The sequence below is a fragment of the Flavobacterium crocinum genome (assembly GCF_003122385.1).
Lineage (GTDB): Bacteria > Bacteroidota > Bacteroidia > Flavobacteriales > Flavobacteriaceae > Flavobacterium > Flavobacterium crocinum.
In genome coordinates, this window is sequence record NZ_CP029255.1 from 940,577 (window position 1) to 963,846 (window position 23,270).

Below are 23,270 nucleotides of genomic sequence, written 5' to 3' on the forward strand. Positions count from 1 at the left end.
AAGTTCTAAGATTCTGAGATACTAAGTTTTTTTTACATGAATTTACATAACTTATATGGTTTAAAATAATTTTGAATATGATTCATTCTGAAATTTCACATCATCGTATGACTGCTCAAAAGTTGTTTAAAACAACTCAATGCTCTCCTCAAGAAGTTGTAAAACATTTTGGTGCGATGCAGGCGCAGGATTATGCTATGGCAAAATGGGCTGTTGGATCCCGATGCGATGCTTCTGAAAAAGAAATCGAAGAAGCCGTAAATTCAGGTCAGATTATTCGAACTCATATATTGCGTCCGACCTGGCATTTTGTTGCTGCCGATGATATTTATTGGATGCTGGATATTGCCGGTTCACAAGTAAAAAGAATGGCAGTTTCCGGTGCTAAGAAATTTGGAGTCGATCTTAAAAAATTAGATCAATTCAATAGTAAAATTGAAAAAGCACTGGCAGGAAATAATCATCTTACGCGAGATGAAATCATGCTGGAACTCAATATCAAAAAAACTTCCAAAGAAGATTTTCTGGGTGCCGCCATTATGATGAATGCAGAACAAGATGGTTTGGTCTGCAACGGAAGAATGAAAGGCAAACAAATTACGTATGCTTTACTTGAAGAACTTGTCGATAAACCAAAAACAAAACTGACTAAAGAAGAAGGTATCGCCAAACTTGCTCAACGCTATTTTGAGAGTCACGGCCCGGCAACTTTGCTTGATTTTTCGTGGTGGTCTGGTTTTTCTCCAACACTTTGTAAATCAGCTATTGATGCAATTGAGTTGCATTTAAACCATATTACTATTGATAATCAAACATTTTGGTTCGGAAAAAATTATAGAGAGGAGAATCTCTTTCGCGAAAGCGTCCATTTTCTTCCGGCATTCGATGAGATTTTAATTTCGTACAAAACCCGTGAAGTTTCCTTTTCAGGAAATCATCAATCCAAAACTTTTACTAATAACGGCATTTTTAAACCAATCATTTTAGAAAACGGAAAAGTAATTGGAATCTGGAAAAGAACCATTAAAAAAGATTACATTAAAATTGAAACGGAATTCTTTAATGAAACAGAAAGTTCTAAAAAAGAAGTTTTGTTTGAAGGAATTAAAGCTTTTGAAAATTATATTGGAACTAAAATTGTGATTGAATAAATTGCATTTTATCTTCAATTTAGTTGTTTTTCATAAACACTTTTTGTTTCACTACTAAAATCTTTATGCTTATTATCGCTAAATAATTACATTTACAAAAAATTATAATTATGGTATTGAGCAGATTTTGGTTAGTTATTTTTATTTCTTCAATTATTTTCATTGTTGCCAGTTTATTTACTGCCAATACTTATACCATTGATTCTGTTTTAAATGGAAAAAAAGACGATCCTGTTTTAGTTTCCGAAAAGTACGTTGAAGAGCTTCCTTCTTTTATCAAAGACAGCATTACAAAAGCGCCTGATCAAACCATGATCGTTAATCGTGATACGCTAAATGCCGACACGACTTACGTGTATAAAAATAAAACCGTAAAAATTTTCAGCGGACTTCAGAAATCTGACGGTTTATTGCCGACTTGCAAAAGCACTTTAGTCGATTTGATTTTACCGCTTATTGCGTATTTAGCCTTTTTCTGCGGCTTAATGGAACTTTTGATTATTTCCGGAGCATCTGGAAATTTGGCCAAAGCATTGAGTCCGGTTTTTGTAAAAGTTTTTCCAAGTATTCCGAAGAATCACCCTTCTATATCTTACATGACTTTAAATTTTGCTGCTAATTTCCTCGGATTGGATTCGGCTGCAACTCCATTTGGACTTAAAGCTATGGAAAGTTTACAGGAAATAAATCCGGATAAAGACAAAGCCAGCGATGCACAGATTATGTTTATGTGTCTGCATGCTTCTGGATTAACCTTAATTGCTACTTCAATTATTGGCTACCGTGCGGCTGCAAATGCAAGTAATCCAGCCGATGTAATGCTTCCGTGTATCATTACATCGTTTATTGGAACTATTGCGGCTTTCTTAATTGTGGGTATCAAACAGAAAATCAACTTTAAAAGTGCTTCACTTCTTATTGGTTTAATGGGATTAATTGCTGCTATAGTTGGTTTACTGATGTATGTGAATCATTTGGATTTAATTGGTAAAAACTACTTTACTTCTAATCTTTCTGGTTTAATATTATTGACTATTATCGTTTTCACATTGATTTTTTCTTTCAGACACGAACAAAAATTCAAAGATGCCAATACAACGGTTTTTGATACTTTCGTCGTGGGAGCAAATAATGGTGTTAAAACGGGAGTTACGATTTTCCCTTACGTTTTAGGAATGCTAGTTGCCATTTCATTATTCAGAAACAGCGGTTTGTTTGAAATTATAAGTGACGGAATCGGATTTGTATTTTCAAATCTGGGTGTAAGCAAAGAAATCACAAATGCTTTGCCAGTTGCTATGCTTCGTCCTTTTAGCTCTGCTGGCTCTCGTGGATTCTTGATTGATTCGATGAATACTTTTGGTGCCGATTCATTAACAGCAAGATTGAGCAGTATTTTCCAATGTAGCGCCGAAAGTACGTTTTATGTAATTGCTGTTTATTTTGGCTCTGTAAATATCAAAAATACGCGTTATGCTTTAGGCACAATGCTTTTGGTTGATTTGATTTGTGTGATTACGGCTATTTTTGTGGCGACTTGGTTTTTTTAATCTGAAAAGAAGATGGTCCGATCCTACGGATCTTTTTTCTGGACGTAATTTCTATAACCGGATTGAAATCCGGCCCTACAATATAAATCGAGCCGATGGCTCTTTACCTAAATCGGATTGAAACACAATCGCATAAGATTAAATCGGCTTAATTTGCTGTAAAAGTTACGAAGGAACGACGTATTTTGTAGCAACGGATTTCAATCCGTTGATGATAATCGTAGTCATTTTATAAGTTCCTTAGGAACGAACCATATTCATTACATAAAAAAAAGAAAGTTAAATATTACAAAAACTACCTTCTTTTCAATCAATATTCGTTATTTAGCCAGAAAATAAAATGGCAAACACATATCATCAAATTTATATTCAGGTTGTTTTCGCTGTAAAATATAGAGATGCTCTAATTGAGGAGAAATGGAGATCGAAATTACTAGGTGTAATTGGAAATCTGATTAATGAAACAGGATGTAAAACAATTATCGTTAACGGTGTTGAAGATCATGTTCATTGTCTTTTAGGATTAAAACCAACAATTACAATTTCAGAATTAATGAAAACTGTAAAGGCAAAGTCATCTAAATACATAAACGACAATACATTGACAAAATCCAAATTCTCCTGGCAGGAAGGTTACGGGGTTTTCTCTTACAGTCAATCTCAAATTGATTCTGTGTATAAATACATTCAAAATCAAAATGAACATCACAAAAAACAAAGCTTTAATGAGGAATATTTAAATTTTCTGAATAAATTTAGCATCCAATACGATGAAAATTTTATTTTTGAAAATCTAAAATAATACCATGAAAACCCCAATTTTCTTTTCCTTACTACTTTTAATCGGATGCCAAAACAAACCTACCAATTCAGAAGCTATTGCAGAATTACCTGTACCGCAAGAAATTGCAATTAAATCAATTGACGATTCTGCTGATGAACGTGCTCTTCGAACGGATACTATTTATCTTTCAGAAGATAAAGACAGTCCGATTACACATGTTTTAGCAAATCTTGTAGATCTAAAGGCCGATCAGGACAGCATAATGACTTCAAAGTTCAGATTGGATTTTTATCAGAATAAAAACAAATTGATTTCTTCTAAAGTTGTCATCAAAAATTACGAGAAAGGATCAGAATGGGGAGGCTCTATTGGTTTAACCAATACATCTCATAAAAATTCTCCTTTCATACAGCTAGGTTTTGGATATCCTGCCTGTGGTTATGTACATGAAAACTATTTGTATTACTTCAAAAACAGTTCTTTACAGCTTGTTCATCAATGGAATACAATGTCAGACAGCGGCTGGGGGAATTGGCTGGAAATTGTAAATCCATCCAATGCTTCTGATCCAAAATCTTTTTATTGCAAAACTGTTGCATTTGTTCCTGCGGACGATGATGAAAACATGGACATGGGGGTTCTTAGTCACTCAGATTCAATTGGTTTTGAATTAAAAGGGAACCAATGGAGCAAAAAATTACTTTCTGTTAAAGACAAAGCCTACTTTCAAAAAAAGATGACTTTTGATCAATTCAACAGCGCTGAATAAAACTGCTTCAGAGACCTTATTCAAATTCTTTCTTAGGTAAATAATTTCTAAATTTGTAAAAAAAACAAAGCAATGATTGATTTTATATACCAAGATCCTTATCCGATCTTAAAGGATGATACGCAGTATCGCAAAATCACCTCAGATTTTGTAAAAGTAGAACAATTTGGAGAACGCGAAGTTTTAACTGTTGATCCAAAAGGTTTAGAATTATTAGCTGAAGAAGCTTTAACTGATGTTTCGTTTATGTTGCGAACGACACATTTGCAAAAACTAAGAAAAATTCTAGACGATCCAGAAGCTACAGACAACGATCGTTTTGTTGCTTACAATTTACTTCAAAATGCTTCAGTAGCAGCCGAAGGTCAGTTACCGAGTTGTCAGGATACAGGAACAGCTATTGTAATGGCTAAAAAAGGAGAAAGTATCTTTACAGGTGTTGATGATGCTGAATGGTTGAGCCGAGGAATTTTTAATACATACCAAAAAAGAAACTTACGTTATTCGCAGATTGTCCCGATTTCGATGTTTGAAGAAAAAAATTCAGGTTCAAATCTTCCTGCACAGATTGATATTTATGCTAAAAAAGGAACTTCGTATGACTTTTTGTTTATGGCAAAAGGCGGAGGATCTGCAAACAAAACCTATTTATATCAACAGACAAAATCTTTGTTGAATGAAAAATCATTAGATGAATTCATTCGTACCAAAATCAAAGATTTAGGAACTTCAGCTTGTCCTCCATACCACTTAGCTTTAGTAATCGGTGGAACTTCTGCTGAAGCGAACTTAAGTGCTGTTAAAAAAGCTTCTGCAGGATATTATGATCATCTTCCAACTACTGGAAACATGGCTGGTCAGGCTTTTCGTGATCACGAATGGGAAGAACGTGTTCAGAAAATCTGTCAGGAAAGTGCTATTGGAGCTCAGTTTGGCGGAAAATACTTTACGCACGATGTTCGTGTAATTCGTTTACCGCGTCACGCAGCTTCTTGTCCGGTTGGATTGGGAGTTTCTTGCTCTGCAGACCGAAACATCAAAGGAAAAATTACGAAAGACGGAATCTTCGTTGAGCAGTTAGAAGTAAATCCAAAACAATTTTTACCGGAAACAGCTCCACATTTAGAAGCGCCTGTAGAAATTGATTTAGATCAGCCGATGGCCGATATTTTAGCCAAATTGTCTCAATATCCAGTTAAAACACGTTTAAAACTAAACGGAACTGTAATTGTTGCCAGAGATATCGCTCACGCCAAAATCAAAGAATTATTAGACGCTGGAAAACCAATGCCTGATTATTTCAAAAATCACCCGGTTTATTATGCTGGTCCTGCTAAAACACCGGACGGAATGGCTTCTGGAAGTTTTGGCCCAACTACTGCCGGCCGTATGGATGTTTATGTAGATGAATTCCAGAAAAATGGCGGAAGCATGATTATGCTGGCGAAAGGAAACCGTACCAAACAAGTTACAGATGCCTGCAACAAATACGGCGGATTCTATTTAGGTTCTATCGGTGGTCCTGCTGCTATTTTGGCTCAGGACAATATCTTAAAAGTAGAAGTTGTTGACTTTGAAGAGTTAGGAATGGAAGCGGTTCGTAAAATCACCGTAAAAGATTTCCCTGCATTTATTATCACTGATGATAAAGGAAATGATTTCTTTGCAAATTTATAATTTTTCTTAACCGCAAAGAGCGCAAGGATTTACGCGAAGTTCGCAAGTAATAGATAAAAAATAAAACCGCCTATTGGCGGTTTTTGTTTTACAATATATTAGCATGCCTTCCGTAAATCCTTGCGCTCTTTGCGGTTAAATAAATTTACGCACTTAAGTCCTGTTTTTCAAAAGCTATAAAATGCGAAACCTCTCCTTTTAGGTTATAAACTGGCGAAGCATCAATTTTACATTTGTATGTTTTTCCGTTTTTTCTGTAATTATCAAGTGTTTTTTCAAAAGGAACTTTCTTTGTTAAAGCTTCCCTGATTTCTTTTAAAGTCTTTTTTGAAGTAGCCGGGCCTTGAAACATCTTAGGTGTTTTGCCTAAAATTTCTTCTGCTTTGTAACCTGTCATTTTTTTGATACCGCTTGAAGCGAAAACTATTTTCAAATCCAAATCGGTAACCAGAACGACTTCTTCCTTGATTCTTTCTTTGATATTCAGCTTTTTTTCATCCCAGGTAAATTGAGTAGAAATCTGATTCATCTTTTCCAAATCTGCAGTTAAATCTTTTAATTCTTTTACATATTCATAATGAAAATCCCAAGAAAGGATCGGAACAGTATTTCGTTGTAATAAATCGTCAGAGTTCGTATCTTTCATATAAACCTAGTTTAGATCATCAACAAATGTTTTCCTTCAAAGGTAAATTAAAAACCCCATTAACCCCTAACTATTACTGTGATATATGTGTTAAAAATAGTACTAAAACGTAAATTTTAGTTGCACAACTACAGCCTTTTTTTCTTCCGTATTTAAATTACTTAAAGAAATTCCGAGCAAACGAACCGAATCTTTCATTTTTTCCTGATATAACAATTCTTCCACGTTTTCCATAATCAAGCTTTTATCCGAAATAAAATACGGCAGGGTTTTACTTCTGGTTTGTTGTGAAAAATCGCTGTACTTAATCTTCAAAGTAATTGTTTTACCTGAAATATTGTGCCTTTTGAGCCGTTTTTCCAATGAAACCGCAATTCTCTCCAACTGTTCCATCATAAAAATCTCTGAAGAAAGATTAACATCAAAAGTATGTTCTGCTGCTACAGATTTGGTAATTCGAGACGATTTTACTTCACTATTATGAATGCCACGAACGACATTGTAATAAAAAACTCCCGATTTCCCGAAGTGTTTTTCCAGAAATTCTAATGATTTACTTTTCAAATCAGTTCCTGTAAAAATTCCAAGCTGATACATTTTTTCGGTTGTCACTTTTCCTACTCCATAAAATTTACGAATCGGCAGCTCTTCCAAAAAAGCTTCGATTTCATCTGGATTTACTGTTTTTTGTCCGTTTGGTTTATTATAATCGCTGGCAATCTTGGCAACAAATTTATTAATTGAAATACCCGCAGAAGCTGTCAAACCAACTTCACTGAGAATTCTTGATCTAATTTCTTGAGCTAGAAGACTTGCGCTTGGATTTCCTTTTTTATTTTGGGTAACATCCAAATACGCTTCGTCAAGCGAAAGAGGTTCAACTAAGTCGGTATATTCATGAAAAATTTTATGAATTTTAGATGAAATCTCTTTGTAACGATCAAATCTTGGGCGGACAAAGATGATATCCGGACAGTATTTTTTAGCCAAAACCCCGCTGATCGCACTTCGAACACCAAATTTACGAGCTTCATAACTTGCTGCCGAAACCACTCCTCTATTTTCTGAACCACCAACAGCAACCGGTTTTCCTCTTAATTCCGGATTATCCATCTGCTCTACCGATGCGTAAAAAGCATCCATATCAATGTGAATGATTTTGCGATATGTTGGTGTTTCGGACATATTGCAAATTTACACTGGAAATCAGTAAAATTAAAACTCAAGTAGTTACAAATAGTATCAATTTTAAGCGTTTAATTTTAATAAGAAAAAATCAAAAAAAGCTGCAGTTTTGAATACTGCAGCTTTTGCTAATTTATTTTAAATTTTTATTTATAATCTATTCTAATTGGAATAGCTTCACTTACGAAAGAACCAGTTTTAACAGAAACCGTTCCTTCAAAATATATCTTTTCATTTAAGTTTGAATAAAACCAATCTGTTTCTCCTGTATTTTTTGGAATTGGAAAATTAATTTCGGTCGCTTCAGCATTCATATATGTAAAAGTTGGGTCCATTTTATATGTGCTTAAATAAATCTCTCCTGTTCCATTTTTATCTTGAAATACCAAACTTGTAAGTAACTCAAATTGACGAAATTCAGTTGCAGAAAACAAATTTAAATCCATTTTGTATCTAAAATCACTTCCTTTCAAAACCATTGTTTCCCCACCTTTAAAAGTATTTTTGTTAATTGATAAGATAGCTGGCTTTTTCTCTTTTTGTACCACAATATCTTTTACAAAGTAGGCGCTTGTTAGTGTATTGTATCGTACAGAAACAAAATAAATCCCCGCTGGTACTCCTGTTGGAATGATAAATTCAACTTTTTTTGTATATGTGTTTATAGAGAAATCTAAACTATATTTTTGAAGTGTTTTTTTATCTTCTAAATCAATTCCAACTATGCCATTTGTTTTAATTTCACTACCAATAGTATTCTTAAGGTTATGAAAATAATAATAATCATAAACTGTTGTTGGTGTAATATCTGGTGAAACATTATAAGATTCCCAAGTTTCTGTTTTTAATTGATCAAAAACATCACTATTTACCAGAAAACGATCTGTATATATCTGGTTAGTAGTTTTATTTTTAATGACCAAAGTATAAACACCTTCTATCTTTAGAGCAGCACTAATTATAACTTTCTGGACATAATTTTTTCCTTCATTGTACGCAAAATTCGTTTTTGCAGCACTTGTTAATACAACTGGAACATCATTATTCTCGCTATCCGTAAGCTTAAGTTCCCACTTGCCAAGATTTTCATCAAAATCAAATGAATAAAAGATGATGCTTTGGCTGTTAGGGGAAGGAAGAAGAACATCTTTCTCAAAGTCTAAAAATGTAAACTGCTTCGATTTTGAATCTTCTTCACTTGAACACGATATCATCAAAACAGACAGTACAAATAAAATAGTAATTTTTAATTTCATGGGCTTTTATTTTTGAGCAAATATAGAATGTTTAACGAAAATTTTAAAAGATATTTACTACATTTCAAAACTAATATGTGTATTTGTTTTTCATATACTTTAAACATTAGCAACTTAATGATTTTAAACAAATCATTTTCCTTATTTTTGTTCTTCTACTCGAAAAATTAAATAATGCGAACATTTGTTATAGGTGACATTCATGGCGGATTACTTGCACTTGAACAAGTGATTGAAAGAGCCAAAGTTACCACAGAAGATACACTAATTTTTTTGGGCGATTATGTTGACGGCTGGAGTCAGTCTGTTGAAGTAATCGACTATTTGATCGATTTAAAAGGCAAACAAAACTGCATTTGTATAAGAGGAAATCACGATCAGCTGGCATTAGACTGGCTTGAAGAGAGACACGATGATTTTGATGAAGAAATGTGGTACAAACACGGCGGTAAAGCTACTGTTGAAGGCTATGCTAAAATCTCTGAAGAAAAAAAACGCACTCATATTGAATTTCTGGAAAATCTTCAGGATTACTATCTTGATGATCAAAACCGTTTGTTTGTTCATGCCGGATTTACCAATTTAAATGGAGTAAAATGGGAATATTTTTCTAAACTATTTTACTGGGACAGAACACTTTGGGAAACAGCTCTTTCTTTGGATCCAAAATTAAAAGAGGATGATGTAAACTATCCGAAGAGATTTACCGTTTATAAAGAAGTTTACATTGGACATACTCCTGTTACAAGAATTGGAGAAACGATTCCGGTAAACAGAGCCTGCGTCTGGAACGTCGATACAGGTGCAGCATTTAGGGGACCGCTTACCATTTTGGATATCAACACCAAGGAATACTGGCAAAGCGAGCCACTAAACGAATTGTATTTTAACGAAAAAGGTAGGAATTAGTTTGCCTAAATCTTTATTTTTGCCAATCAAAATAATTAATATTTAAAATTTATGAAAAAGGTTATTACACTCTTGTTTTTAGTTTCATTTGGATTCATCAATGCACAACAGGCTTTTAAAGGTAAAGGTGATGTTAAAGTAAACGTTGGTGCTAACTTACAAGATGGTGGTTCCGGAATTCAGGGATCTGTTGATTTTGGTTTAGGAGAAAACTTCTCTTTTGGTTTTGTTGCCAACTATATACTTGGTTTTGATAATTTTAACGGTAACTACCACGGAAGTACAAATGCTTATTATGATGCGGAACCGGATTTTGGTGATCGTTTTGATGCAAAAGCAAGAATCAACGCTAACTTATCTAGTGTAATTGGAGTTGAACAATTAGACGTTTATCCTGGATTAAGCTTAGGTTTACACAATTTTGGAGGACACGTCGGAGGTCGTTACTTCTTTACTGAAGGATTTGGTGTTTTCACAGAAATCGGATTTCCAATTGCAAAATATGGTTCAAACAATGATCCTTTTTATCATTTGAATAATCAGGCTACTTTTAGTTTAGGAGCTTCTTTTAATTTATAATATTTTGTTGTTTAACCGCAAGGTACGCTAAGATTTACGCAAAGCACGCAAGATTTTTTAATCTCGCAAAGTCGCAAAGATGTTTTTTAAAATCTCAACAAAAATAAAAAAACGCTCGTTTGAGCATTTTTTTATTTTTTTACTTTGTGGCTCTGCGTCTTTGCGAGACCATAACATTACTAATACCTGTTTTGTGTGCCCTTCGTAAATCTTAGTGTACCTTGCGGTTAAAAAATCTAGATCGTCATTTCGGGAATTTCTCCTTCAATAATCAAATCAGCTTCCGTTGAGGCGATGATGTGCTCCACTGAGACACCTGGCGCTCGTTCTAAGAGCTTAAAACCCTTTTCCGTTACTTCGAGAACTGCAAGCTCAGTTACGACCTTTTTAACGCATCCTACTCCAGTTAATGGCAAAGTACATCTTTTTAATATTTTTGATTCTCCTGCTTTGTTCACGTGCATCATTGCCACAATAATATTTTCGGCGGAAGCCACCAAATCCATTGCGCCTCCCATTCCTTTTACCATTTTACCCGGAATTTTCCAATTGGCAATATCGCCGTTTTCAGAAACTTCCATTGCGCCCAGAATCGTCAAATCGACTTTCTGGCTTCGGATCATTCCAAAACTAAAAGCAGAATCAAAGAAACTGGCTCCCGGAAGTGTTGTAATAGTTTGTTTTCCTGCATTAATAATATCGGCATCTTCTTCACCTTCAAAGGGAAAAGGCCCCATTCCGAGAACTCCGTTTTCGCTTTGGAATTCGACTGCTATATCTTCTCTGACGTAATTGGCAACTAAGGTTGGAATTCCAATTCCAAGATTTACAAAGTATCTGTCCTTAACCTCTTTTGCAATACGTTTTGCTATATCTTCTTTTGTTAACATATCTCTAATGTGTTAATTTAGTCCATTTGATAATTAGATAATTTTCGGTTCTACTTTGAAATTAACATTTTCTCATTATCTAATTTCTAGCTCTTACGGTTCGCTGTTCAATTCTCTTTTCAAATTTCTCTCCCTGAAAGATACGCTGTACCATAATTCCAGGAATATGAATCTGATTTGGATCTAAAGAACCAACGGGAACCAATTCTTCCACTTCGGCAATTGTGATTTTTCCTGCGCCTGCCATGCAAGCATTGAAGTTTCTGGCTGTTCCTTTGAAGATTAAATTTCCTGCTTCATCTCCTTTCCATGCTTTCACAATAGCAAAATCGGCTTTGAAAGCTTCTTCCATAATATGCATTTTCCCGTTGAATTCACGTGCTTCTTTTCCTTCGGCGACTTCTGTTCCGTAACCTGCCGGTGTAAAGAAAGCCGGAATTCCAGCCTGCGCGGCACGACAACGTTCTGCAAGAGTTCCTTGGGGAGTCAATTCAACTTCCAATTCTCCTGAAAGCATTTGACGTTCGAATTCGGCATTCTCTCCCACATAAGAAGAAATCATTTTCTTGATCTGCTTTTTCTGCAGCAACAATCCTAAACCAAAATCATCAACTCCCGCATTGTTGGAAATACAAGTTAAATCTGAAATAGAAGTATTTACTAAAGCTGCAATTGTGTTTTCAGGAATACCACATAATCCGAAACCGCCAAACATGATGGTCATGCCGTTTTCAATTCCGTTAATAGCATCCTGAACGTTATTTTCTTTTTTTGTTATCATAACAAAGGGTCTTTATTACTGTATATTTTTGATAAAAATAAGATTTTTAGATGGATTTATAACGATTTCGTAAAAATAAAACATAAAGAAAAATCCCTTTACAAATCTTCTAAAAAGAGTCGTAAAAGGGATTGAAATATAGTTAGATACTTTTATTGCAACAATGTTACAATTCAAATTCGTCTGTATTTTGTTCGGTTTGCGTAGTATCTTTTACTATAGCTGGCCTTTGATAGCAATCTACTTTTATTGAAAGATTTGCCGGACGTTCAAATTCAGATTTTGAAATCTGAAGATCTTTATCGGCGTAACATTTTTTCATGTAGTAACCCCAAACTGGTAAAGCTGCAGTAGCTCCTTGTCCATAAGTCAAACTTTTGAAACGTGCCGAACGATCTTCACATCCAACCCAAACTCCGGTTACTAAGTTCGGAACCATTCCCATAAACCAACCATCCGATTGATTTTGTGTTGTACCCGTTTTACCTGCAATTGGGTTTGTAAACATGTATGGATATCCTGTCCAGCGATTATCTCCACTTCCACCGCCCTGCGTACGTAAACGCACACCGGAGCCACTTTCTGTTACCCCTTGAAGTAATTTGATTACAGCAAAGGCAATATCTTTATTTAAAACGTCATGAGATTCCGGAATCGGTTCGTAAATAACCTCTCCGCTTTTATTCTCAATTCGGCTCAAAAACTGCGGTTTTACATAAACTCCCTGGTTGGCAAATGTACTATAGGCTGCAACCATATCTTCAACCGTAATGTCAACCGCTCCTAAGGCAATTGAAGGCTGTACCGGAATTTCTGTTTTTACTCCTAATTTTTTAGTCAGTTCAACAACTGCTTCCGGACTTGTTCTGTCAATTAATTTAGCCGAAACTGTATTAATGGAAGCCGCCAGAGCTTGTTTTAAAGTAACCATTCCTCTGTATCTGTAATCAGAGTTTCTTGGTTCCCAATCTTCCGTTACGTGGTGACGTCCTTTGTGAATCATAAACGGACCATCCAAAATAGAATCGCAAGGAGACATATTTAATTCTTCGATTGCTGTTGCATAAACGAAAGGCTTAAAAGTAGAACCAACTTGTCTTGCTCCCTGTCCTACGTGATCGTATTGGAAATATTTATAGTTAATTCCTCCAACCCAAGCCTTAATTGCTCCGGTTTGAGGTTCCATAGACATTAAACCGGATTGTAAAAAGTGTTTGTAGTAACGAATAGAATCCATTGGAGTCATTGTTGTATCACGTTCTCCTTTCCAGGTAAAGACACGCATTTTTGTTTTCACTTTAAACGAAGCAATAATATCGTCTTCGCTTTTATCCATTTCCTTCATCTGAGCCCAACGAACTGAGTTTTTCATTGCCTGCATCATGATTCGGTCAGTTTCTGCCTGCGTGATATTTACAAAAGGCGCATTTTTATTGTTTTTTTGATCAATGTAAAACTGTTGTTGAAGGTTTTGCATATGTGCTGCAACAGCTTCTTCAGCATAAGTTTGCATTCTGGAATCTATTGTAGTGTAGATTTTAAGTCCGTCTTTGTAAATATCATAATCAGATCCGTCAGGTTTTTTGTTCTCTGCAACCCATTTCTTCATATAATCACGAAGATATTCTCTAAAATAAGTAGCAATACCTTCACGGTGGCTTTCTAACTTAAATTTTAAAGTAATTGGCAATGCTTTATACTTTTCTTTTTGAGACTCCGTAATCATTTTTGCTTTTACCATTTGACCAAGTACTACATCACGACGGTTTTTAACCCCAACAGGGTTTCGTAACGGATTATATAGAGAGGAATTATTAAACATTCCAACCAATATCGCCGATTCGTCTATAGTTAAATCTTTAGGGTCTTTTGAAAAATAAGTTTGAGCTGCCGAACTTACCCCAACAGCATAATTTCCGAAATCATAAACGTTACAGTACATTGCTAAAATCTCATTTTTGGTATACTGTCGTTCCAAACGAATTGCAATAATCCATTCCTTTATCTTTTGTACGATTCTAAAAGGTAAAAAGCTGGATCCTCCTTTATGAAATAACTGTTTTGCCAACTGCTGCGTTAGAGTACTAGCTCCTCCATTGGTTCCCAACGAAAAGGCAGCACGTAAAGTTCCACGACCATCAATACCCGAATGTTCATAAAAACGAGCATCTTCCGTAGCAACCAAAGCATCTACCAAGTTTTTAGGCAAATCAGAATATTTCAGCTGTGATCTATTGGTTTTGAAGTATTTACCCAACACCACTCCGTCAGAAGAAATAATTTCTGTTGCAAGGTTCGAATCCGGATTTTCTAAATCTTCAAAAGAAGGCATAGCCCCAAATAAACCCCAAGAGGCAAATAAAAAGAAAGCTAAAACCCCTAATAAAGAGTAAGCAAATACTCTCCAGAATTTCTTTTTATAATAATTTATATCCTTATCGCTTTTGGATTGATTGTTTTTTTTAGTAGCCATACTTATTTTTCTAATCTTTTTGTTCTATTCTAAAACCAACGTCTGTAATTCCTTCTAAAGCTTCAACACCAGGGATTTTTCCTGATTGTCTAACGGCTTGTTTAATATGAACCTGATATTTCCCTTTAAACTTAACATCTTCTTTATAAAACAGCTTACTTTCTTTGATATCAGTAAATCCATTTCCTAATAAAGTTCCATCCGGAGCAGCCATTTGGTATTCTAAAGTATCCACTTTTGTAAATCCGCTTGGCGTTTCGATAGCAACAATCAGGAATAAATTATTAAACGGATAATTGTTGTTGTCTCGTATGTTTACAAACAAATTGTATTTTTTTGTAGAATCTAAAACCGGCAGATTAAAGCTTACAATACTGTCTTTGTGCCAGGCACTTCCAACAGATTTATACTCATCAAACACCCTCTTTTTATCACAAGAAAAAAGAAGAATAGCTGCCAAAAGAAGAATTCCGCTATTTTTTATTCTCATTTTTAGTATTCGTTATTGGTTTTCTGGGTTCAGCAGATTTATTATCATTTGAATTTTGCTTATTCGGATTGTTTTTATTCGAATTATGCTTTTTCTTATGATTTTGCTTATTTGGGTTGTTAGGCTTATTCGCATTATTACCATTATTCGGATTATTGTTTCCTGATGGTTTAGCGTTATTTGTATTTTTTTCCTGCTGTGGTTTTACCGGCGCAGCAACACCAGCCGCTTCAGCATTTTGTTTGCGTTTACGGTTTGGTTTTTTCTTTCTTTTTGGCTGGTCAAAACGAGTCAGACTCTCTTGTCCCATTGCGTTATTGAAATCTTTTTCAGGCTCTGCAACCACTTCAAGAGCAAAATCTTCTAAAGATGAAACTTTATTTTTCTGCTTGTTTTCTGCAATAATTTCTTTAACCTGATCAATTTTTAAAACATGCCAGTTTGCAAAATTGTTGGTGTAGGCAAACCACATCAGCCCTTTAAAAATATCTTGTTTCTGACAAACTGCATCGCCTTTTTCTGTGATCAGTTTCGTATCATAATCCGGAAAATCTTTTAAAGCGTCCATGTACGTATCTAATTCATAGTTTAGACAGCATTTTAATTTTCCACATTGACCTGCTAATTTTTGCGGATTCAAGGATAACTGCTGATAACGAGCCGCAGAAGTATTTACACTTCTAAAATCGGTCAGCCAGGTCGAGCAGCAAAGTTCACGTCCGCAAGAACCAACTCCGCCTAAACGAGCCGCTTCCTGACGGAAACCAACTTGTTTCATCTCTACTCTGGTACTGAATTCTTTAGCAAAATCTTTAATCAGCATTCTAAAATCGACACGATCATTTGCTGTGTAGTAAAATGTTGCTTTAGAACCGTCTCCCTGAAATTCGATATCCGAAATTTTCATTTCCAGTTTGTGCTGAATTGCCAATTCACGTGCACGAACTTTCATTGGTTCCTCACGATCACGTGCTACAGACCAGATATCAATATCTTTTTGAGATGCTTTTCTGTAAATTTTTGGCACTTCATTACTATCCGGATTAACTCCTTTTTTCTTCATTTGAATTTTAACCAATTCTCCTGTCAAAGTAACAATTCCAATATCATGTCCTGGCGATGCAACAGTTGCTACAATATCGCCAATACTTAAAGTTAATTTCTCTGAATTTCTAAAAAATTCCTTGCGTCCGTTTTTAAAACGAACCTCAACACAATCAAAAATTGCCTCTCCATTAGACGGACTCATGTTCGAAAGCCAGTCAAAAACCGTCAATTTATTGCAGCTATCGGTGCCGCAAGTCCCATTATTTTTACAACCTTTTGGTGCGCCACCATCTGAGGTTGAACAACTTGTACATGCCATAATTATATATGTAGTGCCACCAGAATGTGGCTTAAGTTCATAAACGTTTGATCGGTAAAGATAGTATTTTTTTTATTTGGCTATTTATAGATTAGTTCTAAAGGGTTGTTAAATAAAGAAAAGCCTTTTAACTTTTGCCTTATTGTATCATTTATATGCCTTAATGGTCTGGTTTTCTTATCGATTCTTTAAATACTTTTGAGATTCAAAATTAAAAAGAATGAACTTATTTAAAGTTGAATCAGCTTTTATTATACTAGTCCTGTTTGTCAGTTGTGCAAAAGAAGGTAAACCTTCTAAACAGGGTCAGTTACTTACTTTAGAACAAATTAAATCACTGGAAAAGGATCAATCCTGGAATGGGAAACTAGTGGAAATAGAAGGTTATCCTGCGTTTTGTGGCATGTTTGCCAATGTAAGATTAGGAGAAAAGAACAAAATGGAGATTAGAACAGAACAAGGTTGTAAAGGCGAAAAACTAATAGAGGCAAACTTGGAATTTGGAGGAGACAAGGTATTGCTTTTTGGAGAAAAAGAAAGAAATGTTGTTTTGGCATATGAAAATTTTTCAAATGAAACATTAAAATTCTGTACCGATGATTATCAGGAATTGCCAACTGGAAAACTCAAATTTAGTGGAACATTAATTTACATAAACAACACCTATTACTTAGATAACGTAACTATTCATAAATAAAAATCAATTAAAACAAACAAATTATGCAAAGTAAAGCAGCAAAAATAATTTTTTTAGTTCTTGTAGCCTTAGCAGGTGTAGGAGCTTTTTGGATGTACAAATTTGGGCCGGAAACATTTACCCATAATGAAACCAGAAAAAAATACGAAACTTACATACAAGCCGAGGGAACAATTGTAACCAAAGAATTAAGAGGAAGTGCTATTAAAAAAAATACTATTTGGGTAGTTCAGTTTAAAGACAAAGACGATAAATTACAAACCGTAAAAATCTTCGATAACACTACTATGGGAAAAGAAACTGGTGAGAAAATAATAGTTTACTATAATCCGACAGACCCGACAGAATGCATTGATGAACAAGAATACAATGATACAATGTAAATATTGCATCATAAAAGACAAAAGCCATTTCAAAATTGAAATGGCTTTTGTCTTTTTATCATTTCAGCATTCCTGTTTTTAACCTGATTTGAAAATCAAAAACCCTATTCTGTCACTTTTAAGCCTTAAAACGTCATTTTTACTTTTTATTCTGAAATATATTTATAAATTTTATGTTTTATCTTACAGCATCATTTATGAAGTCAATAATCACAGATCAAACTGCAGTCAAAATTTATCATCATTTTTAAATATATTTCAAATGCAAACACAAAACCAGATTGAAAATTTCCTTTTTCAGGGAAAATTTGATGAGGCCAGAGAATGCCTAAATAACAGAGAAACTTTTAACGAACAATACCTTCAAAATAATTTCTCTCAAATCGCCGCCAAAATAATCGAAGCCAAAGAAATTGATTTTATCGAAAGATTCATAAAAGCCGGTTTTATTGAAACGGATATCTACGAATTGGATAGTTTTGACAAATCGATATTCAATCCTCTTTCCAGAAATATCAAAAATGATGATGCATCTCTTTCTTTCTTCAAAGAAATCATGTCAAAAGTCGATAATGTGAATGACGAAATCAGCGATCAGACGTTATTGGGATACTGCATCGAGAAAGAAGCCGTTCCGGAAGTCATCAAAATTTTAATAGAAGATTTCGGCTGTAATGCCAATTACAAAAGCAATTCACAGGAAAATCTAATCCATAAAATCGTAAATAATTATTCTTTGAATGCTGAAAAAGGCACAGCATATATTAAAATACTTCTTGAAAACGGAGTTGACATCAATGAGAAAAATGTAGTTGGTACAACGCCATTGATGTACGCCATTAAAAGACATAAAAAAGAATACATTCCGATGTTATTAGAAAATGGAGCAGATCCAAATGAAAAAGACAATCAGGAAAACAGTTCTTTTTATTATGCGGTCGGCGAGCAGTTTTCTATTCCGATGTATGAACTTTTGGCCGAATCATCATCTGCTGATTTCAATAGCATCAATAAAGACGGAAGAACTTTACTGACTGAATTTATCCGAATGATGTCTGATTCTGAGTACGATTTAAACTCATTACAACGATTATTATCAGATGGTGCCGACTTAAATCACTGTGCTACTTATTACGGAAATCCAAAATCGGGTATCGATTATATTGCTGAGAAAAAATCGGGCATCCTAAAATCAGCATTAGACAGCGGGTCAATTGATGTGAACGAACAGGATAATCAGGGAAATACCATTTTACACAAAGTTTGTGCTTTCAATGTAAATTATGATGCAGAAGCTGCCAAAGAAATTTACAGAAAAGTAAAACTGCTTCTCGAAAATGGTGCCGATAAAGATATTACCAACGATAAAGACGAAACTGCGCTTACACTTGCTTCGGGAGATAATTTGAAAATAAAAACTGTTGAGCTTTTAATGAAAGCCTAAACTTATCCATTGTTAAAAAAAGTTTAAGCCACAGATTAAAGGATTAAAAAAATTCAAAATCTGCGAGAAAAAAAACAAACACATAGAAACATAGATTTTTGTTTTTGAATATAAAGAAGTTAGAAAGAAACTAGTTTCTCACACATAGAAAAGCTATGTGAATTTATGCAAGTGAAACGCCTTCTTTTAAGCTTCAATAAACTATGTTTCTATGTGTTTAAATATTATACCCAACTGATTTAATTTATATAAAACGAAGATTCTATGTCAATGTCATTTATAATTGCCTGTGAAAACGGCAACCGAAAAATAGCTGAATTGTTACTTCAAAACAAAGAAGTAGATGTAAAATATACGGATGAAAGAGGAAGAACCGCTCTTCATTATGCCGCACACAGAGGTTATCTGGATATTGTAAAAATATTAGTTGAAGACGGTGCCGATATCGATTATGAAGATCATGCAGGAGAAACGCCTTTGTTCTTTGCTTGTCTTCAAAAACAAAAACAAACTGCTTTATATCTTTTGGATAACGGAGCGAAAATTGAAATCAACGATAAAAACGGTAACAGCCTGTTACACTTGACCGTACAGACAGCTCAAGTTGAAATTGCAACAAAGTTGCTTGAAGCAGGAATCGATGTAAATCTACTGAATAACAATGGCGAAACACCACTTTTACTAGCTTCAGCAAGATTAAGCCGAGAAATTATTCAACTGCTTTTAGACAAAGGAGCTGATATAAATGCGACCGATAAACAAGGAAATACACCATTACTTTATGCTTGTTACACCAAATCGATCCCTATGGTTACGTTGCTTTTGGATAACGGAGCCGACATCAATCACGTAAATCATTCTGGTGAAAATGCGCTTTTGATTGCTTGTTACGAAACCAACCGAATGCTGGCTAAATTATTGGTCGAAAGAGGTGCCGATGTATTTACGTCAAACAACAACGGTTATTCTCCAATTTGGTACGCCTGCGCGAACAATCAAAAGGAAATTGTAGCCTTGTTTTTAGAAAATGGTGTTGATGTAAACTATAGCAAACCTGTTGCTGGCGATACTTCGTCAATGAATGATTATTTGGATTGGGTGGTAAGCGCTTCTAATATTTCGAATGAATCCAGCTTTACATTAAACAGCAGTTATACGTACGGCGGAGAAAGTCTGCTTCATGTTGCTACCAAAAAAGGAAACCTCAGCATGGTTAAATTACTTATTGAAGCCGGAGCCAATATCAATATCCAGGACGAATCAGGAAATACGCCTTTACATTACAGCGCCGCAAACGGAAAGAAAGATGTGGTTAAATATTTACTGGACAATAAAGCCGATGCTTCAATCGTAAACGTAAAAGAGCAAAAAGCAATTGATTATTCGAATGTAAAAGGTTTTAATGAAATTACAGAGTTAATTTTGAAATATGCTCCTTCCGGAACAACTATTACGCCAATTCAAACTTCTAAAGTTGAAGAACCAAAATCCGATGCTGGAAATGCTATGGAAGCAAAAAAGAAAGCTTTACTGGACTTAAAAGAGCTTTTGGATGCCGGAATTTTGACTTCAGAGGAATTTGATGCGGAAAAAAGTAAAATCTTAAAAGGATAAAAATAAAAACAACTCGTTGGGTTCAATTAATTCAAACACATAGAAACATAGATTTAGGATATCTACAAAGGCGTTTCACTTTATTCAAACAAACATAGTTGGCTATGTGTTAGAAACTGGTTTCTTTTTAATCCCTTTTTTAAAATAAAATCTATGTTTCTATGTGTTGAATAAAAAAACATGAATTACACCCAACGGATTAAAAACAATAAAATATGACAGACCAAATTAAAACAATCATTACCAATCTTGAACAATACATTCAAAAAGCATACGAAACGGGAGATAAATATGAATTTATAGATCCTGCTTACGAAATACGTGACGAATTGGAAGCGATGGAAGATAATTTCAACGCAATAGAACCCATTTTTGAACTTATTGAACGTAGTCCGGATATAGATTATGGTGGGCCAGGCCCGTTAGGCAGTTTTATGGAAAATTATTATAAAAACGGATACGAAGAACTGCTTTTACAGTCTATTGAACGTAAACCAACAGAATATACGTTAGGCTTATTGCATCGTCTTATAAATGATGACAATAATGCTGAACATCAAAAATATCTGGAGATAATGAAGAGTATTTCTGTAAATACAAAATACCCGCAAAACATTATCGACAATGCAAAAGACAGCTTGTCCTATTTTGAATAGATGAAAGAAAACTGAAATGAGCATTTCGAAAAACAAAATAAACCTTTATTAAACCTGAAAATACTTTCAGAAACCTACATTTTAACTTCGGAAGAGTTTGAAAGTGAAAAATAAAATCTTAAAAGGATAAATAATACAAAATGAAAAAAATCTTAAATACCACAATCCTATTCTTAGTATTAACCATCGGAAGTTTAGTCTCTTCCTCCTGTACCAACCTTTCGCCTGAAAAAACATTTGAAATTGCAGCGTTAAATGCCAACCTGTTGTCTCGTTTTGGCAGTAAAGAGATAAATGAAAAACTACAATCGGAAGCACAAGTTTATGATGAAGGCCAAAAAAAGATGATTCCTTCTTCTTATTACGATGCTTTCAAGTATGATATAAGCAATCTGGAAACCCGATTTCAAACTATTAAAGATATAGCCGAAGACGATGACAATAAAGAATTTCTTCAGGCATCAAAAGATTTGTTTACTTATGCAATCGCCAAACAAAAAGAAGGTTATTTACCAATTGCTAAAATGAAAGATGAAAAAGCTTCTCCAGAACAAATCGAGAAAGCCATAACCGATTTTGATACCTCAACTCAAAACGATATAGACAGCAAGTTTACAAAGTTGATGAACGAAGCAAAGGCATACGCTGAAAAACACAATATTAATGCTAAAATTGGCATTTAAAGTTTTCTTTAAAAAGTAAAAGTCTCTTTTCGAGAGAATAAACTAAAAAGGAATCATATTGAACAAAAACAAGTTCAATATGATTCCTTTTTTTAGATATACTAACACCAAACCTTTTGATTAATTAATGCTTATTCTGTCAATTAAACAGAACCTACAAGTCAGTCTCAGAAAGGCAAAACAATATTTTCTGCATAACCGCTTTAATTTACATTTTGTCCTATTTTATTATTTATTTGTCCTTAAAGCATAATCATCATATAATCAACAGCTTAACTTTGTATATTGTTAATTTATTGCTTTTTTAATTCTTGCAGATGCCGGAGAATATTTTCAATTAAATATCTCATACAAAAAGATTAACTGTACTTAATCTTTTTCATTAAAAAGTAAGACGCCAAAATATATTTAGAATACCTGGAAGAGAGTTTAGAGATACTATAAAATATTCAATCTGCAACAATAAAGCGTACTTAAAACAATGAAGATGAAATATTATAAAATAAACTGGACACATGAATTTATTGAAGAACCTTTCTTGGTTTTCATTGAAATTAACGAAAATGGTTTTGAAGAGAAAAAAATAGAGTTTTATAAAGATAGCGTAATAAAAATAGCTTCAAATGATTTTGAAAGAGAAACATTTTTAAATCCTGACAAATTTTACATTGAAGATTATAATTATCAATCATATAAAGAGAGAATCTCTGCTGTAGAAATCTCTAAAATTTATTTCAATATGGAATGGGAAAAAGCTATTCATATGCAGTGCACAAATATGCCATTGTAACATATACCTGTGTAATTCTGACAAAAACCACATCTATTTTACATTAAACCCTAAAATAGATTTCTTATAAACCTTATTTTGATAGAGAGATGGCTTTTAGAAGCTATTTTCATTTTCACCTTTTGATATTTTTACCTGATAATGAGCAGATTATTCAAAACATGGCAGAAGATATTTTCGATAAAATACATGTCTACTTTAGAGAACATCCCAAAGTAATGGCTCTTATACCGCTCTCATTGGGCGTAATGATGATTGTGGGCGCTGTTCAAAATTGGGACTGGCTCTATGCACCAAGTGGCACCTTTCGTGGTATTGGTGGCATAAGCGCCTATTTTGGCCGAACTATAGCACGCATACTTGCTGTAGTTGTTGGGCTTATTTTCTTTTTTGTGGCCTATATTATGTTTAACGTTACAAAATGGTGAGCTGTTACAAACTTCCCTGTTCTATGAGAAGTGTTCTTAAAAAAATATACCTTCAAAAATTAAGCAATT

Annotated in this window: 23 protein-coding genes; 15 read left to right on the top strand and 8 right to left on the bottom strand. The window is 34.2% G+C overall.

All coding sequences use genetic code 11. The annotated features are described in order from the left end of the window. The first annotated feature begins 77 nt into the window (after positions 1-77). From HYN56_RS04385 to HYN56_RS04405, 5 genes are all read left to right on the top strand, one after another. Positions 78-1,151, top strand: a complete 1,074-nt coding sequence (locus HYN56_RS04385) for a winged helix DNA-binding domain-containing protein (protein WP_109191063.1) — start codon at positions 78-80, stop codon at positions 1,149-1,151. 110 nt (positions 1,152-1,261) lie between these two features. Then, positions 1,262-2,701, top strand: a complete 1,440-nt coding sequence (locus HYN56_RS04390) for a nucleoside recognition domain-containing protein (protein ID WP_109191064.1) — start codon at positions 1,262-1,264, stop codon at positions 2,699-2,701. A gap of 340 nt (positions 2,702-3,041) precedes the next feature. After that, complete coding sequence (gene tnpA, locus HYN56_RS04395) at positions 3,042-3,503, top strand: IS200/IS605 family transposase (protein WP_109191065.1); 462 nt, start codon at positions 3,042-3,044, stop codon at positions 3,501-3,503. Positions 3,504-3,507: 4 nt separating this feature from the next. Next, on the top strand, positions 3,508-4,254 hold the full coding sequence (locus HYN56_RS04400; RefSeq protein WP_109191066.1) for a hypothetical protein: 747 nt from the start codon (positions 3,508-3,510) through the stop codon (positions 4,252-4,254). A gap of 72 nt (positions 4,255-4,326) precedes the next feature. Beyond that, complete coding sequence (locus HYN56_RS04405; RefSeq protein ID WP_109191067.1) at positions 4,327-5,931, top strand: fumarate hydratase; 1,605 nt, start codon at positions 4,327-4,329, stop codon at positions 5,929-5,931. A 145-nt stretch (positions 5,932-6,076) separates the two neighbouring features. Here the strand turns inward: HYN56_RS04405 and HYN56_RS04410 are convergent, their stop codons facing one another. The 3 genes from HYN56_RS04410 to HYN56_RS04420 form a co-directional block, all read right to left on the bottom strand. Beyond that, positions 6,077-6,577 (bottom strand): PAS domain-containing protein, encoded by a 501-nt coding sequence (locus HYN56_RS04410; protein WP_109191068.1) that lies wholly within the window; start codon positions 6,575-6,577, stop codon positions 6,077-6,079. Between the two features lie 102 nt (positions 6,578-6,679). Continuing rightward, the gene (gene dinB / locus HYN56_RS04415; RefSeq protein ID WP_109191069.1) at positions 6,680-7,762 is read right to left on the bottom strand and encodes a DNA polymerase IV; all 1,083 of its coding nucleotides are present in this window, start codon (positions 7,760-7,762) and stop codon (positions 6,680-6,682) included. A 146-nt stretch (positions 7,763-7,908) separates the two neighbouring features. After that, positions 7,909-9,018, bottom strand: coding sequence for a hypothetical protein (locus HYN56_RS04420; protein WP_109191070.1), 1,110 nt, complete (start codon positions 9,016-9,018; stop codon positions 7,909-7,911). Between the two features lie 174 nt (positions 9,019-9,192). Between HYN56_RS04420 and HYN56_RS04425 the strand changes: the two genes are divergently transcribed. Both HYN56_RS04425 and HYN56_RS04430 read left to right on the top strand, forming a co-directional pair. Then, positions 9,193-9,927, top strand: coding sequence for a metallophosphoesterase family protein (locus HYN56_RS04425; protein WP_109191071.1), 735 nt, complete (start codon positions 9,193-9,195; stop codon positions 9,925-9,927). 51 nt (positions 9,928-9,978) lie between these two features. After that, positions 9,979-10,506: a DUF6646 family protein gene (locus HYN56_RS04430; RefSeq protein WP_109191072.1), complete on the top strand. Its 528-nt coding sequence runs from the start codon at positions 9,979-9,981 to the stop codon at positions 10,504-10,506. Positions 10,507-10,742: 236 nt separating this feature from the next. Here the strand turns inward: HYN56_RS04430 and HYN56_RS04435 are convergent, their stop codons facing one another. The 5 genes from HYN56_RS04435 to HYN56_RS04455 form a co-directional block, all read right to left on the bottom strand. Then, positions 10,743-11,396: a CoA transferase subunit B gene (locus HYN56_RS04435; protein WP_109191073.1), complete on the bottom strand. Its 654-nt coding sequence runs from the start codon at positions 11,394-11,396 to the stop codon at positions 10,743-10,745. 79 nt (positions 11,397-11,475) lie between these two features. Then, entirely contained in the window at positions 11,476-12,177 is a 702-nt protein-coding gene (locus HYN56_RS04440; protein ID WP_109191074.1) for a CoA transferase subunit A, read from the bottom strand. A gap of 166 nt (positions 12,178-12,343) precedes the next feature. After that, a complete protein-coding gene (locus tag HYN56_RS04445; protein ID WP_109191075.1) occupies positions 12,344-14,650 on the bottom strand; it encodes a penicillin-binding protein 1A in 2,307 nt (768 codons plus the stop codon). 10 nt (positions 14,651-14,660) lie between these two features. Then, positions 14,661-15,140 carry a gliding motility lipoprotein GldH gene (locus tag HYN56_RS04450; RefSeq protein ID WP_109191076.1) on the bottom strand — a complete coding sequence of 160 codons (480 nt, stop codon included), beginning with the start codon at positions 15,138-15,140 and terminating at the stop codon, positions 14,661-14,663. Further along, positions 15,124-16,506: a PSP1 domain-containing protein gene (locus HYN56_RS04455; protein WP_109191077.1), complete on the bottom strand. Its 1,383-nt coding sequence runs from the start codon at positions 16,504-16,506 to the stop codon at positions 15,124-15,126. The genes HYN56_RS04450 and HYN56_RS04455 overlap by 17 nt, the downstream gene beginning before the upstream one ends. 220 nt (positions 16,507-16,726) lie before the next feature. Between HYN56_RS04455 and HYN56_RS04460 the strand changes: the two genes are divergently transcribed. From HYN56_RS04460 to HYN56_RS04495, 8 genes are all read left to right on the top strand, one after another. After that, positions 16,727-17,203: a hypothetical protein gene (locus tag HYN56_RS04460; RefSeq protein WP_109191078.1), complete on the top strand. Its 477-nt coding sequence runs from the start codon at positions 16,727-16,729 to the stop codon at positions 17,201-17,203. A gap of 23 nt (positions 17,204-17,226) precedes the next feature. Next, entirely contained in the window at positions 17,227-17,586 is a 360-nt protein-coding gene (locus tag HYN56_RS04465) for a DUF3592 domain-containing protein (protein WP_109191079.1), read from the top strand. 262 nt (positions 17,587-17,848) lie between these two features. Next, on the top strand, positions 17,849-19,030 hold the full coding sequence (locus HYN56_RS04470) for an ankyrin repeat domain-containing protein (RefSeq protein WP_109191080.1): 1,182 nt from the start codon (positions 17,849-17,851) through the stop codon (positions 19,028-19,030). A 264-nt stretch (positions 19,031-19,294) separates the two neighbouring features. After that, complete coding sequence (locus HYN56_RS04475) at positions 19,295-20,644, top strand: ankyrin repeat domain-containing protein (RefSeq protein WP_109191081.1); 1,350 nt, start codon at positions 19,295-19,297, stop codon at positions 20,642-20,644. A 215-nt stretch (positions 20,645-20,859) separates the two neighbouring features. After that, a complete protein-coding gene (locus tag HYN56_RS04480) occupies positions 20,860-21,300 on the top strand; it encodes a hypothetical protein (protein ID WP_109191082.1) in 441 nt (146 codons plus the stop codon). Positions 21,301-21,440: 140 nt separating this feature from the next. After that, positions 21,441-21,983: a hypothetical protein gene (locus tag HYN56_RS04485; RefSeq protein ID WP_109191083.1), complete on the top strand. Its 543-nt coding sequence runs from the start codon at positions 21,441-21,443 to the stop codon at positions 21,981-21,983. A gap of 487 nt (positions 21,984-22,470) precedes the next feature. Next, entirely contained in the window at positions 22,471-22,773 is a 303-nt protein-coding gene (locus HYN56_RS04490; RefSeq protein WP_109191084.1) for a DUF6881 domain-containing protein, read from the top strand. 161 nt (positions 22,774-22,934) lie between these two features. Beyond that, a complete protein-coding gene (locus tag HYN56_RS04495; protein WP_167398273.1) occupies positions 22,935-23,201 on the top strand; it encodes an Imm17 family immunity protein in 267 nt (88 codons plus the stop codon). Positions 23,202-23,270 lie beyond the last annotated feature (69 nt).

Bases quoted from the DNA above. Each gene is read 5' to 3' on its own strand.
- HYN56_RS04385 (WP_109191063.1), top strand. From the start codon at position 78: ATGATTCATTCTGAAATTTCACATCATCGTATGACTGCTCAAAAGTTG.
- HYN56_RS04390 (WP_109191064.1), top strand. From the start codon at position 1,262: ATGGTATTGAGCAGATTTTGGTTAGTTATTTTTATTTCTTCAATTATT.
- tnpA (WP_109191065.1), top strand. From the start codon at position 3,042: ATGGCAAACACATATCATCAAATTTATATTCAGGTTGTTTTCGCTGTA.
- HYN56_RS04400 (WP_109191066.1), top strand. From the start codon at position 3,508: ATGAAAACCCCAATTTTCTTTTCCTTACTACTTTTAATCGGATGCCAA.
- HYN56_RS04405 (WP_109191067.1), top strand. From the start codon at position 4,327: ATGATTGATTTTATATACCAAGATCCTTATCCGATCTTAAAGGATGAT.
- HYN56_RS04410 (WP_109191068.1), bottom strand. From the start codon at position 6,577: ATGAAAGATACGAACTCTGACGATTTATTACAACGAAATACTGTTCCG.
- dinB (WP_109191069.1), bottom strand. From the start codon at position 7,762: ATGTCCGAAACACCAACATATCGCAAAATCATTCACATTGATATGGAT.
- HYN56_RS04420 (WP_109191070.1), bottom strand. From the start codon at position 9,018: ATGAAATTAAAAATTACTATTTTATTTGTACTGTCTGTTTTGATGATA.
- HYN56_RS04425 (WP_109191071.1), top strand. From the start codon at position 9,193: ATGCGAACATTTGTTATAGGTGACATTCATGGCGGATTACTTGCACTT.
- HYN56_RS04430 (WP_109191072.1), top strand. From the start codon at position 9,979: ATGAAAAAGGTTATTACACTCTTGTTTTTAGTTTCATTTGGATTCATC.
- HYN56_RS04435 (WP_109191073.1), bottom strand. From the start codon at position 11,396: ATGTTAACAAAAGAAGATATAGCAAAACGTATTGCAAAAGAGGTTAAG.
- HYN56_RS04440 (WP_109191074.1), bottom strand. From the start codon at position 12,177: ATGATAACAAAAAAAGAAAATAACGTTCAGGATGCTATTAACGGAATT.
- HYN56_RS04445 (WP_109191075.1), bottom strand. From the start codon at position 14,650: ATGGCTACTAAAAAAAACAATCAATCCAAAAGCGATAAGGATATAAAT.
- HYN56_RS04450 (WP_109191076.1), bottom strand. From the start codon at position 15,140: ATGAGAATAAAAAATAGCGGAATTCTTCTTTTGGCAGCTATTCTTCTT.
- HYN56_RS04455 (WP_109191077.1), bottom strand. From the start codon at position 16,506: ATGGCATGTACAAGTTGTTCAACCTCAGATGGTGGCGCACCAAAAGGT.
- HYN56_RS04460 (WP_109191078.1), top strand. From the start codon at position 16,727: ATGAACTTATTTAAAGTTGAATCAGCTTTTATTATACTAGTCCTGTTT.
- HYN56_RS04465 (WP_109191079.1), top strand. From the start codon at position 17,227: ATGCAAAGTAAAGCAGCAAAAATAATTTTTTTAGTTCTTGTAGCCTTA.
- HYN56_RS04470 (WP_109191080.1), top strand. From the start codon at position 17,849: ATGCAAACACAAAACCAGATTGAAAATTTCCTTTTTCAGGGAAAATTT.
- HYN56_RS04475 (WP_109191081.1), top strand. From the start codon at position 19,295: ATGTCAATGTCATTTATAATTGCCTGTGAAAACGGCAACCGAAAAATA.
- HYN56_RS04480 (WP_109191082.1), top strand. From the start codon at position 20,860: ATGACAGACCAAATTAAAACAATCATTACCAATCTTGAACAATACATT.
- HYN56_RS04485 (WP_109191083.1), top strand. From the start codon at position 21,441: ATGAAAAAAATCTTAAATACCACAATCCTATTCTTAGTATTAACCATC.
- HYN56_RS04490 (WP_109191084.1), top strand. From the start codon at position 22,471: ATGAAATATTATAAAATAAACTGGACACATGAATTTATTGAAGAACCT.
- HYN56_RS04495 (WP_167398273.1), top strand. From the start codon at position 22,935: ATGGCAGAAGATATTTTCGATAAAATACATGTCTACTTTAGAGAACAT.